This is a genomic window from Roseobacter litoralis Och 149 (assembly GCF_000154785.2).
Taxonomy (GTDB): domain Bacteria; phylum Pseudomonadota; class Alphaproteobacteria; order Rhodobacterales; family Rhodobacteraceae; genus Roseobacter; species Roseobacter litoralis.
Genome location: NC_015730.1, coordinates 1,789,256 through 1,802,918, shown reverse-complemented (window position 1 = coordinate 1,802,918; position 13,663 = coordinate 1,789,256). Strand labels below are relative to the sequence as shown.

General features: G+C 56.4%; 12 protein-coding genes and 1 pseudogene. 1 reads left to right on the top strand and 12 read right to left on the bottom strand.

Translation table 11 applies throughout. From position 1 onward, the window contains the following. Positions 1-263: 263 nt before the first annotated feature. Positions 264-1,277, top strand: a pseudogene (locus RLO149_RS08530) (IS30 family transposase); the annotation flags it as partial. Positions 1,278-1,360: 83 nt separating this feature from the next. On the opposite strand, the gene RLO149_RS08525 reads toward RLO149_RS08530, so the two are convergent. The 12 genes from RLO149_RS08525 to RLO149_RS08470 form a co-directional block, all read right to left on the bottom strand. Then, the gene (locus RLO149_RS08525) at positions 1,361-2,437 is read right to left on the bottom strand and encodes a nucleotidyl transferase AbiEii/AbiGii toxin family protein (protein WP_013961680.1); all 1,077 of its coding nucleotides are present in this window, start codon (positions 2,435-2,437) and stop codon (positions 1,361-1,363) included. Further along, the gene (locus RLO149_RS08520) at positions 2,434-3,129 is read right to left on the bottom strand and encodes a DUF6088 family protein (RefSeq protein ID WP_245538146.1); all 696 of its coding nucleotides are present in this window, start codon (positions 3,127-3,129) and stop codon (positions 2,434-2,436) included. Before RLO149_RS08520 ends, RLO149_RS08525 begins: the two co-directional genes overlap by 4 nt. Positions 3,130-3,577: 448 nt before the next feature. Further along, positions 3,578-4,399 carry an XdhC family protein gene (locus RLO149_RS08515; RefSeq protein WP_013961678.1) on the bottom strand — a complete coding sequence of 274 codons (822 nt, stop codon included), beginning with the start codon at positions 4,397-4,399 and terminating at the stop codon, positions 3,578-3,580. Further along, the gene (locus tag RLO149_RS08510) at positions 4,392-4,844 is read right to left on the bottom strand and encodes an SRPBCC family protein (protein WP_013961677.1); all 453 of its coding nucleotides are present in this window, start codon (positions 4,842-4,844) and stop codon (positions 4,392-4,394) included. Before RLO149_RS08510 ends, RLO149_RS08515 begins: the two co-directional genes overlap by 8 nt. 110 nt (positions 4,845-4,954) lie before the next feature. Further along, complete coding sequence (locus RLO149_RS08505) at positions 4,955-5,566, bottom strand: nucleotidyltransferase family protein (protein ID WP_013961676.1); 612 nt, start codon at positions 5,564-5,566, stop codon at positions 4,955-4,957. After that, positions 5,559-6,338 carry an XdhC family protein gene (locus RLO149_RS08500; RefSeq protein ID WP_013961675.1) on the bottom strand — a complete coding sequence of 260 codons (780 nt, stop codon included), beginning with the start codon at positions 6,336-6,338 and terminating at the stop codon, positions 5,559-5,561. Before RLO149_RS08500 ends, RLO149_RS08505 begins: the two co-directional genes overlap by 8 nt. After that, a complete protein-coding gene (locus RLO149_RS08495; RefSeq protein WP_013961674.1) occupies positions 6,335-7,522 on the bottom strand; it encodes a vWA domain-containing protein in 1,188 nt (395 codons plus the stop codon). Before RLO149_RS08495 ends, RLO149_RS08500 begins: the two co-directional genes overlap by 4 nt. Next, the gene (locus RLO149_RS08490; protein ID WP_013961673.1) at positions 7,519-8,394 is read right to left on the bottom strand and encodes an AAA family ATPase; all 876 of its coding nucleotides are present in this window, start codon (positions 8,392-8,394) and stop codon (positions 7,519-7,521) included. The genes RLO149_RS08495 and RLO149_RS08490 overlap by 4 nt, the downstream gene beginning before the upstream one ends. A gap of 51 nt (positions 8,395-8,445) precedes the next feature. After that, on the bottom strand, positions 8,446-10,872 hold the full coding sequence (locus tag RLO149_RS08485; RefSeq protein ID WP_013961672.1) for an aerobic carbon-monoxide dehydrogenase large subunit: 2,427 nt from the start codon (positions 10,870-10,872) through the stop codon (positions 8,446-8,448). Then, a complete protein-coding gene (locus RLO149_RS08480) occupies positions 10,869-11,363 on the bottom strand; it encodes a (2Fe-2S)-binding protein (protein WP_013961671.1) in 495 nt (164 codons plus the stop codon). The genes RLO149_RS08485 and RLO149_RS08480 overlap by 4 nt, the downstream gene beginning before the upstream one ends. A gap of 13 nt (positions 11,364-11,376) precedes the next feature. Next, positions 11,377-12,231, bottom strand: coding sequence for an FAD binding domain-containing protein (locus RLO149_RS08475; RefSeq protein ID WP_013961670.1), 855 nt, complete (start codon positions 12,229-12,231; stop codon positions 11,377-11,379). 135 nt (positions 12,232-12,366) lie between these two features. After that, positions 12,367-13,485 carry an MHYT domain-containing protein gene (locus tag RLO149_RS08470; RefSeq protein WP_013961669.1) on the bottom strand — a complete coding sequence of 373 codons (1,119 nt, stop codon included), beginning with the start codon at positions 13,483-13,485 and terminating at the stop codon, positions 12,367-12,369. Positions 13,486-13,663: the final 178 nt, after the last annotated feature.

Here is a 13,663-nt window from a genome sequence, read left to right as displayed (position 1 = left end):
GTTTTTCCTGCAGTTTGCTTGTTTGAACCGGATACAGCGAAAGCACGTTCTCAGTTCCAGCAAATCTGCGCGCCCGAATGAGCGAATTGGCGACACGCGCTGAGCCACAACATCAGATGTACTGTATATGCGAGAAGATGCTGCGCCAGCAAAGCGCGAAAACCCAATGTCGGTTTTGTCTAAGGTTTGTGGCTGCTGTCAGCGCGAGCTGCAGCGGCGACAAATCCGACAAGGAGGAAAGCGCGGGCGGGTTTCGTTACTAAGGCATAAGACCACCAGCCCGCAGACGGTCTCGCCTTGCGTTGACCCTTGATGAACGCGAGGAGATTTCACGCGGCCTTGTGGCGCAGCATTCTCTTCGGTCCATTGCTCGCAAGCTGCGTCGTGCACCGTCAACCATCAGCCGTGAAGTGCGCCGCAATGGCGGCACCAAGCATTACCGTGCAGCCGCATCTGACGGACAGGCATGGGATCGTGCCCAACGCCCAAAACTGTGCAAGTTGGTCGGCAATGACTATCTGTGCCGGACAATATCAGCCAAGCTGCATCGCAAATGGTCCCCGCAACAAATCGCAGGCTGGCTGATGCGCGAACATCCTGATGAAGAAGCCAAGCGGGTCTCACACGAGACGATTTATCGAAGCCTGTTCGTTCAGACGCGGGGCGTACTCAAGAAGGAATTGCAGGCGCATCTACGTGCAACGCGGTCCATTCGGCGATCACGTCATGCCACGCTCAAGCGGAGTGGCTTGGGCAAGTTCAACGACGCTGTTTCGATCCGAGAAAGGCCGGCAGACGTCGAAGATCGCGCCGTGCCAGGGCACTGGGAGGGTGACTTGATTGCAGGCTCCGGCAACAGCTTCATCGCAACGCTGGTCGAGCGCCACACTCGATTTGTGATGCTGGCAAAGGTCAGCAACAAGGACAGTCACAGCGTCATTCAGGCGCTCATTAAGCAGGCGCGAAAGCTGCCAAAAGACCTATATCAATCTCTCACATGGGATCGCGGAACCGAGATGGCAGGTCACAAGGCCTTCACTCTCGCGACCGATATCGACGTCTTTCTGTGCGAGCCCCACTCGCCATGGCAGAGGGGCACAAACGAAAATACAAACCGGTTACTGAGGCAGTACTTTCCAAAGGGAACAGATTTGTCGATACATAGTCAGGCAAAGCTGAGTGCCGTAGCGAGGCAGCTCAACGAACGACCAAGGAAAACGCTGGGATACGAAACTCCAGCAGAACGTTTTAACGCATGTGTTGCGTCCATCCGTTGAAACCACCCCGCACATGGGACTTTGAGATTTCATGGGGGCTACGGCGGCTTTGCGGGTCTCTTACTACTTTGAAGCAAATAGCATCAGTTTCCTTCCAAAGCGCCCTTCGACCCCGTCGGCGCTGTGTTTAGCTTTCTCTCCAAATCAACAACCCGCTCGATCACGGCATCGAATTGCGGCGCTTGTCCGAAGATCATACCCGACATCGCGCGGTAGACGCGGCGCAGGTCATCGAGCATTTTTCCAACCGGACTGATGGAAAATGTCGGCGCAACTGCGGTCGCGAGATCAAAGGCCGGGCGGTTAAAAAACATGCGCGCGTGGGCGACGCAGTCGGCACCAAGCGCGCCATCTGCCAAAGCCCTCTCACCCAAGTCTGAGCCCAGAAGTTGATAGGTATCGTAATAGTGTCGCGACACGCGCTGCCCGCTACCTTTGAGTTCTCCACGGATGTCGAACCAGCGGCGCAGGCCATGCAGGATCACAATCTTGTCCCAAAAAGTCCGCTCAGCGTCGACGATGGTGACATTCCCGACAGTCAGCTCGATATCCGGAACATCTTCCGCCAGATAAGGAGTAATTCTGCGCACGGAATTGGGATCAAGTGCGGATTCTGCACCAGACTCGATTTTCACTGCCTTGGCGATGTAGGCATCGACCGGTGTTGCGCTTGGATACCGCAGGTACAACGCTTGGCTGTCTTCTGGATCAGGCTCGATAAAGAACCGAGCCACATTCAGGCCGTTTAGCCCGGCAACGTCCGAAACAATCTCGTTCAGCCCACCAGAGAACTGGCCATGGATATAAGTTTCGCACGCCGCCTTGATCGCATCCAGCGCCTTGCCGCGTTTCTTACCGCTCAAGTCATCAAGCTCTTCTATGGTTGCGGCTTCTCCCAGATCGTCCCGGAACACTGTGACGTCGATATCCTCCGAGAACCGGCGGATCAGGCCAAAGCCCTTCGACAAGTACGTGCCACCCTTGAACAGAAGCCTTGGCCCGTCCGACATTCCATTGAACAGCGCGTCGAGGGTCCAGCAGACCCAGAAGTCCTTTTCGACATTCTGCGGTGTGGTGCCCAAGCGCTGTGCTGTCGTTGTGAAGACGCCGAGGCGTGTCTCGTCATCCGCCGAGATGATGCGGTCGAACGCGAGGTTCACGCGGCACCTGCCTGCTCTGCCAGGATCGGGCGCAACAGGCTTTGCATCCAACTCGGCAATGTCGTCAGCCCGTCCTCGAGATCGTCGCGAAGGCGCTTGCCTTTCATCGGATCATTGAGGAGCGCTGTCAGGCGGCGGACCAGCACCTGATCCTCGTCAACCTGGCCCATGGTATCCCGTAGCCAATGCAGAGCCTGCACGATGCGCATAGCTGGCCGTCCGGCCCAATAGAGCTTGCTGGCAGCTGTCGGTTTGAACACGATGTCGAGCTGGCCAAGCGAGATCGATTTCAATCGGGCATCAGTATGCACCAAAATCTTTGCCGGGACAGCATTGGTGAGACCCAGATCGTTGGCGGCCGTCATTCCATCGACAAGGACGCGTATCTGATCTCGGCGTGCGATGGCATCAATCACTTCGCGGGGATCTGCCGGACTGTCTTTCTGGGTCAGGCGATTGGTCGACGGTTGATCATACAGGCCACGATCCACCCGGCGCAGAGCCCCTGCCCGCGTCAGTCGCTGCAGCACCTTGTCCACGGCATCACGTTCGCCGAGATCCAGAAAATCCCTCGGCGTCCAGACGCCACGCGGCGTGCCATTCGCAATCCGTGTCAGGATATTGCTCTTTAGATCTGTTGATGCATGGTCCATGTCCGAAATATGTATACAAGCATCGGACGACAGCCTCAAGAAGCAGAGCCCCATAAAGAAGCATTTGATCCGGGCAGCCATCGGAGTGAGAGAGAGGAAGCTGTTCCCGTGACGGGTTTGGAGGTCGAGAGAGAGGCTCCTGACCGCCCGTCGCGGGAGATAGAGATAGGTAAACGGCGGTGTTTGGGTGGGGCGGCATCGAACAAGGGCATGGTGAGTGTTTGAGCACTTCTCTGCGATGGGCTTGTCGATGAGCTTGCGATAAGGGCGAAAGTAGCTCTGCGGACCGGCTATTGTCTGTTACCTTGCGGTTGGATGAATGCGAGCTGCGCAGCTAGATCTTTACTGGGACACCCTGGGGCCGTTGGCTCGCCAATTGCGCATCAACGATTGTTTGTTGCTGATATGCAAACGTTTGTGCAACTTCAGACAGCGCTGACACAGCGATGAGATTTGCATTGCGTAGCGATGGAACAAGGCCGATTGGTCAATATATACGCTTTAGATCGGTGTTTGAAACGCCAAGTTTGGCCAAATGCGCAAGTCGGGCTTCTTGAGTGCGTTGACTGCCGAGTGCGCCGACAAACCCAACAGATGTGGCGAGCGCCGCGACGAGAAAAGCCGGTTCCCAGTCGTGATCGTGGAACAATGTCAAAAAGCCGCTCGTCGGGTCCAAATTCAACGCGTTAATACTGCTATTGGACCGCACATGCGTCGGGGTGTTTTTGCAGTACCCCGCGACTGCATTAAGATCATCAGTGTCCGGAGAAAAACAGGACACATCGAAACCAATCGCATGGGCGATCTTGGCTGTTGCCCGGAAAATGGCACCCCGTCCTGCAAGGGTCAGGGCCACTTTGGGTTGGTAGGCAATTGTGATCGACTGACAGGTTTTTTGTTGTGGACTGAATGTCAGCAACGCTGGCTGACGTGCCAACAGGCTTCTGTACGCTGCCACAAGCGCGTCTTTGTCAGGTTTGGGATCAATCCAAACCGACAACGCACCACCACAGGGCAGCGTGAGATCGTGAAACGGTGAGCCCTCACCATATTGCAAAATTCGGGCTGTCCCGGATTGCAGGCAGTCCATCGCATGGACAAGAATGTCCTGATCTATGCAACCATTGGACATATAGCCTGTCATCTCTCCGGCGTCTGAGACGACCGCCAAAGATCCGACGTCGCGCGCGCTGCCGCCTTTGATATCTACCGAAGCAATCAGCGCAAAGAGCCGCCCCGTTCCAACGTAGGTTGCAACCTGCGCCAGAACGTCGACGGCATGGTCCTGGTACGCAATGGGGTTAGACAACTTCTTCCGCGTCCAACACATCAGCGAAGTTTTTGAAGAACTTGGCGGCAAGTTTTTTGGCTGTGCTCTGGATGAGACGACTGCCCAGTTGCGCCAGCTTGCCCCCGATCTGGGCTTTGGCGTCATAGGTCAGGATCGTCGTGTCACCGTCCGCGACCAGAGTGACATCTGCCCCACCTTTCGCATGCCCGGCAGTGCCACCGTTGCCTTGGCCAGTCAGCGAGAACGCATCAGGTGCGCCGCTCTTATCCAGTTGGACATCACCGCTGAACCTTGCCTTGACCGGCCCGACCTTTAGAAGGATTTTGGCCTCAAGCTCTGTGTCGGAGTGTTGGACCAGCTCTTCGCAGCCTGGAATGCATTGCCGCAAGACTTCGGGATCGTTCAGGGCCGCGTAGACACGCTCCTTCGGGGCGTTGATAACGATTTCGTCTTTGAGTTCCATGATTTTACCTTTTCAACAACAGGGAAATTTGATGGTAGCAAGCGTTTCGGCTTGCGCGGGGGTAAGAGCCCCTTTTCGACGCTAGGCTCTGAAGTATTAAAGTAATCTTCTCATGGTCTGACTCCTTCGGAAGCTATTTTTTGATACGCGGCAAAGGCGGCAGGCGTGTCGATGTCATTGAAAAAACCGGGCTGCGACAAGGGGACATGCTGCACCAAATCGGGGTTGGCGCGGGTGAATTTTCCACAGCCCGGATTTGCTTTGTCTGACAGCAGCCGGGCCCGCATGCCCCACGGCACGATGATCGGATTGCCCCGCAACCCTCCCTGATAAGGGATCGATATCTTTGCTGGGTCTCCGTTCAGATGTGCCTTGATCAATGCGCGCAAGTCGCCTGCCTTGATCTGTGGTTGGTCGCCAAGCCCGATCAGAAAATGCGTTGCATTTGGGGCTTCAAGAAGCCCCGCTCGAACCGAAAAGGGCTGGCCCTTTTCGAAGTCTTCATTGTGTACAAGTCGGACAGGCAGCCCCGCAAGAGCCGCATCAACCCGCACCGCTTCAAATCCAGTAACGACGCAGACTTCGCCATCAATCGCAGCGAGGTAGGTTTCTACGACATGCCGGATCATTGGCACGCCTCCAATGGGCAGCAATAGCTTGTTGCGCTCTTTCATCCGGCGCGACAGCCCCGCCGCCAGTATGATCGCCCCAATCCTATCCATTTTGGGCAGCCTGCGCCAGGACTTCGCGCTTCACCTGTGTCAGTTTGGCCAAGATCGACAAGGCGATTTCAGCCGGGGTCACTGCGCCGATGTTGAGACCGGCAGGTGCGTGAACATCCGCAATCTGCGCCGCATTGACGCCTGTCGCCACAAGCTTGTCCGACAATGCGGCAAACTTCTTTGCGCTGCCAACAAACGCAACATAATCCGCACTTTCGGCCAGTCCTGTCTGGAGTGCGGCCAAGTCACCCTGGCCTTGTGTCGCGATCACCAGATACCGTCCGCTACCGGGCAAGCGAGTTGGCAAAGGCGCGTTAGTTGCGGCCTCTGCGGCGGTCCAGCCAAATTGGGGGGCCAGCTCCATCAGTTTTACGGCGACTGGGGACTGGCCAAAGATCAACAGATCAGGCTCTGGCAGATGCGGCTCAATGAAGATGTCGATGGTGCCTTTGGACGGGCAACCGTTGCGCGCAAATCGGACACCGTCCACGTCGTCGCCCGCCTTCACACCCTTTTCGGCCAGATGTTCCTCTGGCGCGACCGAGATGAATTGCGGCTGACCGGTGGTATAGGCGCGCAACGTTGCCTCCCTGATCGCACCCTTCACGCATCCGCCGCCAAGCCACCCTTCAAGAATTGTCCCGTCTGCCCGCAAAAGCGCCTTGGCCCCCGGCTTGGCCGCTGTCGTCCCGGCGGTCCGTACAATCGTCGCGATGGCGAAATAATCTTCGCCCTCTTGCAGGCTGTGTTCCATGATCTGTTTGGGCGTCATAACCGGGCCAACTCCGGCTCTAGTGCGGCGAGGTCTGCCAACGTGTTCGCCGCACAGAACAGATCAAGATGCGGCAGGGCCCCAGCCATGGCGCGCGCGGTTGGCTCATAGCCGTTCCATCCTTTAAGCGGATTGAGCCAGATGATTTTGCAGCCACGTTTCTTCAAACGGACCAAAGCCTCTGAAATCCCATCCGGAGATGCGGTGTCATAGCCGTCAGACAAGATCATGACGACGGTGCGGTTGTCGACAAACCGGCGACCATAGGTGTTCGCAAAGCTGCCAAGGCTTTCACCAATCTTGGATCCCCCAGCGAAACCATCAGCAAGCAAAGATAACCGGGCCAACGCGCGCAACGCATCCTTGTCGCGCAAAGCTTCGGTGATCCGCACCAACCGTGTGTGAAAAAGATAAGCATCCGCGCGGGAATCTGCCCGCATCAGCCCTGCCAGAAAGGCCAGAAAGATGCGCGAATAGACCGTCATTGAGCCGGAGACGTCGCAAATGGCCGTTATCCGCAGTGAACGATCCGGTCGATAGCGTTTGGGTAGCGCAAATGGCTCGCCCCCGGTCGCAAGGCTTTGCCGCATGACTTTGCGGAAATGAATCTGGTCGCCTTTGCGGGCAGCTTTGCGGCGGCGTGATCTGCGGTCGCGCAGGGCAGCACCCAAGCGCAACGCAATTTTTTCCGCAGCCTCGATATCCTCAGGCCGCACAACATCGCGCAAGTCCTTCTTGAACAGGTTGGTCACATCGGTGGCAACCAATTTGCCATCACCTTCGCTTGTCGCTTCGCCTTCACCGCCGTCTGGCGCGCTGATATCGCCGGCACCCCCGCTGGTGTCTTCCTCTGCGTCGGCCTCGCGCGAGGAGTGGACATTTTCGCTCTGGCTTGGTGTCGCCGTTGGTGTCACGCGGGTTTTGACCCGTCCGCCGTTCATCCAGAAACTGTTGAATAGGCCGTCGAACTGCGCAGCCTCTTCGGCGCATCCTGTAAAGACGGATTTCAGCGCGCGGCGCGCATCATGCGGGTTTGCGGCGTTAATATGGGTCAGCGCGTCCAAGGCAATGCCGGTTTCACCGACGCCAAGGCGCAGTCCATTGTCGCGCAGATGCGCCACAAACCCAGCCATGCGTGCTGCAGGCCCCGGATCGCGGGCGGCGAATTTGGTCACGCGGCTCATGCAGCTTTTCCCGCCAGCCGTTGGGCGATCTCGGTCGGGATCGCATCACGATCCATTTGTGTTTTAAGCAGCGTTGTCAGGGTCGCCTGCAATATCGCTGGATCAGCGGTCAGATCAGCCACACCAAGACCCATCAAGGCGGCGGAAAAATCGAGCATTTCAGCGATGCCGGGTTTCTTTTCGAGCTCTTGTTTGCGCAATGCCTGCACAAAGCCGACGATCTGCGCGCATAGCCTGTCGGTGATGTCCGGGTAGCGCGTTACCAGAATAGCCAGCTCTGTCTCGTGATCAGGATAGGGCACATGCGCGTACAGACAGCGGCGGCGCAAGGCGTCGCTCAGGTCACGGGTTCCATTGGCGGTCAAGATGACAATGGGGCGTGTTGTGGCAATGATTGTACCCATTTCGGGAATTGTGATCTGGAATTCCGACAAGATTTCCAGCAGGTAAGCCTCAAACTCTTCATCCGCCCGATCAATCTCGTCGATCAGCAGAACAGGGGCTTTGTCTTGGCGGATCGCCCTGAGCAACGGCCTTTCCAACAGGAATTCATCCGAGAATATGCGCGCCTCGACGCTTTTTCCGGTCTCACCATCCTTTGATGCGGCACGGATCGCCAAAAGCTGGCGCTGGTAGTTCCATTCGTAAATTGCCTGGGCGGCATCCAGACCTTCGTAGCACTGCAAACGGATTAACTGCGTATCTTCGACGGCGGCCAGAACGCGCGCCACTTCGGTCTTTCCGACGCCAGCAGCACCTTCAAGCAGCAGTGGTCGCCCCAGCGACAGCGACAAATGCAGCGCCATCGCCAAATCACCAGACGCAATATAGCCCTGATCAGCCATCGCCGATTGCAGCGTTTTCCAAGTCATTTGATCCCTCCCGGTGGCGCGGGCCGCGCAATTCGGCCCGCGCCCGGTCTATTAATCGTGCATGCCCAGTTGGTTGGCCGTCTGCCAAATGCGCCAATGATCGTGGGGCATATTGGTGTGACGGTTGCCGAACGGCCGGAATGCATCTTGTACCGCGTTTGAGAAACAAGGCACGCCACCCACATGCGGGCTTTCGCCTACGCCCTTGGCCCCAATAGGGTGATGCGGGCTGGGTGTGACCGTAAAGTCCGTCTCATAGTTGGGAACCTCCCACGCCGTTGGCAGGAAAAAGTCCATCAACGTACCTGTCTTGACATTGCCCATGTCGTCATAGGCAATCTCTTGGCCCAGTGCGACAGCAAGGGCCTCGGTCAAGCCACCGTGGATCTGGCCTTCGATCACCATTGGGTTGATCCGCGTACCGCAGTCGTCCAACGCGTAAAAGCGGCGGATTTCAGGCACACCGGTATCAACATCAATGTCCATCACACATACATAGGCGCCAAACGGATAGGTCATGTTGGGGGGATCGTAATAGCTGACCGCTTCCAGACCCGGCTCTAGCCCGGGAATGGCCTGATTGTAGGCAGCATAGGCGATCTCTTTCATGGTCTTGAACCGCTCAGGTGCACCTTTGACGACAAACCGGTCCACGTCGAATTCCACGTCATTGTCGTGGACCTCAAGCAGATAGGCCGCAATCATCTGTGCCTTGGCACGGATCTTGCGTCCCGCCATCGCCGCGGCAGCACCCGCAACCGGCGTTGACCGAGAGCCGTAAGTGCCCAGACCGTAAGGTGCCGTATCGGTATCGCCCTCTTCGATCGTGATGCTTTCCGCAGATAGGCCAATCTCGGTCGCAAGGATTTGCGCGAACGTCGTTGCATGCCCCTGCCCTTGCGAAATCGTGCCAAGCCGTGCAACCGCCGACCCGGTTGGGTGAATACGGATTTCGCAGCTATCGAACATACCCATGCCGAGGATGTCGCAGTTTTTGACAGGGCCAGCGCCGACGATCTCGGTAAAGAACGACAGACCGATCCCCATGACTTTCCGGGTTTCGCCGCGTTTGAAGGCTTCGACACGCTCGGCCTGCTCGGCACGCAGACCTATGTAGTCGACAGCTTCCAGCGCCTTGTCCCACGCCGTCTGGTAATCACCAGAGTCGTATTCCCAGCCAAGCGCGGCCGTATAGGGGAACTGTTCTTTCTTGATAAAGTTGATCGACCGCAATTCGGCCGGGTCCATGTTCAACTCAATCGCGAGGACTTCGATCATCCGCTCGATGAAATAGACAGCTTCCGTGACGCGGAAGGAACAACGATAGGAAACACCGCCGGGTGCCTTGTTGGTGTAGACCCCGTCAACGCCCAGATAAGCAACCGGGATGTCATAGGACCCCGTGCAGATGTTCATAAAGCCAGCCGGGAACTTCGTGGGGTCCGCGCAAGCGTCGAACGCACCATGGTCGGCGGTCACATGGCAGTGCAAGCCTGTGATTTTGCCTTCTTTCGTGGCACTGATCTTGCCTTTCATCCAATAGTCGCGGGCAAAAGCGGTGGACATCAGGTTTTCCATCCGGTCCTCAACCCATTTCACAGGAACGCCTGTCACGATGGAGGCCACAATCGAGCAAACATAACCCGGATACACTCCGACTTTGTTGCCGAAACCACCACCAATATCGGGTGAGACGACGCGAATGTTATGCTCTTCGATCCCAGACAACAAAGACGCAACCGTGCGCACCACATGCGGTGCTTGGAATGTGCCCCAAAGGGTCAGTTTGCCGTTCACCTTATCCATCGACGCGACAGAGCCGCATGTCTCTAGGGGGCATGGATGAGTGCGGTGGTAATACATTTCGGATTCGGCGACGACGTCGGCATTGTCGATGACCTGATTGGTCGCTTCTTCCTCACCCGCTTCCCACGTAAATATATGGTTGTGATGTTTGCGTGGGCCATGCGCGCCGTTGGGGATCGAGCCATCTTTTGCCACCAGATCCTCGCGCAGAACCACATCGGACTGCAGGGATTTGAAAGGATCAACGAGAACCTCAAGCTCTTCGTACTCCACTTCAACGAGTTCCACCGCGTCAGCCGCGACATAGCGGTCGGAGGCAACAACGAAGGCAACCTCTTGGCCTTGGAAGAGCACCTTACCGTCAGCAAGAACCATCTGCTTATCACCCGCGAGCGTTGGCATCCAATGCAGGTTGAGTGGCTCAAGATCTTTGGCGGTCAGAACCGCCGTTACGCCGGGCAACGCCATCGCTGCGTCGCTGTTGATCGACTTGATCCGCGCGTGGGCATAGGGCGAGCGCACGAAATCACCGTGCAACATGCCCGGCAGCTTGATGTCATCGACATAGTTGCCCTTGCCCTGTGTAAAGCGCGCATCTTCAACCCGCTTGCGCGAACAGCCCATGCCTTTCAGGCCAGCGACCCGTTCTTCGCGTGTGACTTCGTCTTTCATTGTGCCGCCTCCTTGGCCGCATTCAGTTCAGACGCTGCTGACAGAATGGATTTTACGATGTTCTGGTATCCCGTGCAGCGGCAAATGTTGCCAGCGATGCCAAAACGGACCTCTTCTTCGGTCGGGTTTGGGTTTTCCTCAAGCAGCTTCGCCGCGCGCGTGATCATACCTGGCGTACAGAAACCACATTGCAGGCCGTGGTGCTCTTTGAAGTTCTCTTGCAGGACATGCAGCGCATCCGGGCTGCCAAGTCCTTCAATTGTGGTGACTTCGGCGCCATTGGCTTGGGCGACAAAGACAGTGCAGGATTTCACGGACTTGCCGTTCATTGTAACCGTGCAGGCACCGCAGTGTGATGTCTCACAGCCAACGTGCGGTCCCGTGATGTTCAGCTTCTCGCGCAGCGCATAGATGAGCAGCTCACGCGGTTCGGCAAGGAATTCATGATCCTCACCATTCACATTCAGTTTGACATGCATCTTATTCGACATTGTAAATTCCTTCCTAAGCCCGTGACCAAGCGCGCGCGATTGCGCGGCCAAGAACGATGCCCGCGGCGTGGCGTTTGAATGCGACCGGACCGCGGTTGTCTTCTGTTGGGTCGATATCATCCAGCATGGCAGTCACAGCAGCCTTGATCGCGGCCTCGCGGCAATCTGTACCAATCAGCGCATCAGCGGCGGCTTCGGACCAAACCGGTGTGTCGCTGAGGTTCGTCATCGCGATCGACGCAGTCGCCACCTTGCCGTCCGCTTTGCTGATCTGCACGGCAGCAGCAGCGGTGGCGTAGTCACCGATCTTGCGTTTTTGCTTTTCATAGGCGTAGCCACCGACAGGTGCGGCAAATGTAACCGCAGTCAGCACCTCTTCATCCTCGCGGTCGGTCATGTAGGCCGCCTCGTAGAAATCACGTGCATCAACACTACGGTCCCCATCGGGGCCAGTCAGGTGGAATTGCGCATTTAGGCATTGCATCAGACCGGGCATGTCATTGCCGGGATCACCGTTTGCCACATTGCCGCCTACGGTGCCCATATAGCGGACCTGAGGATCCGCGATTTGCAGTGCGGCCTCTTTCATGATTGGCGCAGCGTCAACGAGCAGCGCAGAGTTAATGATGTCGTGCTGCGTGGTCATTGCGCCGATGCGGATCGTTCCGTCTGCGACGGTAATCTCACTCAATCCCGCAATTCCCTGAAGGTCGACCAGGTGCGGCACCTCTGCCATCCGCAGCTTCATCATGGGTATCAGACTGTGCCCGCCTGCGATGACGCGCGCTTCGTCACCATGCTCTTGAAGCAGGGCGATCACGCCCGCCATGTCTGTGGGCCTATAGTACTCAAACGCCGCTGGTATCATTGCTTCTCCTCCCGATCCGCAGATATGTGTTGGAAGGGAAGAATGTACGCAGCCGCATGCCAACGCTTGCGTTATTTAGCGAGATGCCATCTGATTTTCACGAAATGCGCCTATGCCTGCACGAACTGCGAAAGCCTATAGGCCCAGAGCGTCGCGGACGACCTTCAGGTTGGACCGACTGACCGGCACAGGGGGCATGCAGCTCTCGGCAAAATGGCAAACGCCGTTGTCCTTGTTGCGCTCGAAGTGATCAACCTTCACTGGATTCACCAGATAGCTGCGGTGGGTCCTGATAAACCCAGCCTCTGCCAGCCGTTTGACTGCCTCGGTGATCGGCCAAACGCAGAAGTGTTGGCCGCTCTTTGTATAGACGTTTGTGTAGTGCCCTTCGGCGCGGACAAAAGCGACTTGCGCGGGGTCAATCAGATGCGTGACGCCGTTCTGCTCACACGGGATGCGGAGTGCCACGGGCGCAGGTCTTGAAACCGGATCTGCGGCGGGTTTTGCGGCATCAACCACTAAGTCATGCGTCAAAGGAATAGACGGAATAAAGAAAGTCACACCCATCCACAAGAACCCACCAAAGATAACAAAGCTTGAAATGATGACTCCGATGGCCAGCGTTTCATTGCTCATGACCGGACCAAATTCATTTAACGTGGGAACAGCAACAAACCTTGTGTTGGCAATTGCCACAAAATGCACTGCACAGACAGCAAAACCGAAACAAAGCGTGCCAAGCAGGATGCTGCGATTGGTTCGCTGACCGTAGGCGATCCAGAACGCAGCAATGCACAAACCAATGGCTGAAATGGCCGACAGACCAAGCCCAAGCGGTGTATAGACAGCACGGCACAACTGCAGTCCAGCCATACCAATGTAGTGCATCGCAAGTATACCGCACCCAACCAAAGCCCCCGCGGCGGACACCGTGGCAGGTGTCCGTTCACGAAAATGCAAAAGCAGCAAAGCGGTTCCAACAATAAGGATCGCAAGCAACGCTGACGCCAGCGTGATAGCAGCATCATAGTAAAACAAGATGGGCATCTGAATCCCAAGCATCGCCACAAAATGCATTGACCAAATGCCACCACCCAAGGCAATCGCTGACGCCGCAACAGATATTTTTCGGCGGGAAATACTTTGCTTTGAAAGGTCTTTTGACAAAGTCAAACCGGTGAATCCCGCCGCAAGCGCGATCAACACAGAAGCTGCAACAAGAGCGGTGTTATGACTAACGTTCAGGAAAACCATGTAGTTTGATGACATCAATTCTTGGACAAATCAAACTGGTAAAATCAATCCAGAGAGAACACTTCCGTAACCAAGTCAAGGCTGCGATTCTTTACAGAGGCAAAGCCAAACTGTCAAAACAGCTTTGCCCCTTTGAGAAGGAAAGAACCAAGTTTGCTCCAACGTGTGGAACACACGA

Coding starts and splice junctions, on each gene's coding strand:
- RLO149_RS08510 (WP_013961677.1), bottom strand. CDS start 4,844: ATGGAACTCAAAGACGAAATCGTTATCAACGCCCCGAAGGAGCGTGTC.
- RLO149_RS08505 (WP_013961676.1), bottom strand. CDS start 5,566: ATGGATAGGATTGGGGCGATCATACTGGCGGCGGGGCTGTCGCGCCGG.
- RLO149_RS08500 (WP_013961675.1), bottom strand. CDS start 6,338: ATGACGCCCAAACAGATCATGGAACACAGCCTGCAAGAGGGCGAAGAT.
- RLO149_RS08495 (WP_013961674.1), bottom strand. CDS start 7,522: ATGAGCCGCGTGACCAAATTCGCCGCCCGCGATCCGGGGCCTGCAGCA.
- RLO149_RS08490 (WP_013961673.1), bottom strand. CDS start 8,394: ATGACTTGGAAAACGCTGCAATCGGCGATGGCTGATCAGGGCTATATT.
- RLO149_RS08485 (WP_013961672.1), bottom strand. CDS start 10,872: ATGAAAGACGAAGTCACACGCGAAGAACGGGTCGCTGGCCTGAAAGGC.
- RLO149_RS08480 (WP_013961671.1), bottom strand. CDS start 11,363: ATGTCGAATAAGATGCATGTCAAACTGAATGTGAATGGTGAGGATCAT.
- RLO149_RS08475 (WP_013961670.1), bottom strand. CDS start 12,231: ATGATACCAGCGGCGTTTGAGTACTATAGGCCCACAGACATGGCGGGC.
- RLO149_RS08470 (WP_013961669.1), bottom strand. CDS start 13,485: ATGGTTTTCCTGAACGTTAGTCATAACACCGCTCTTGTTGCAGCTTCT.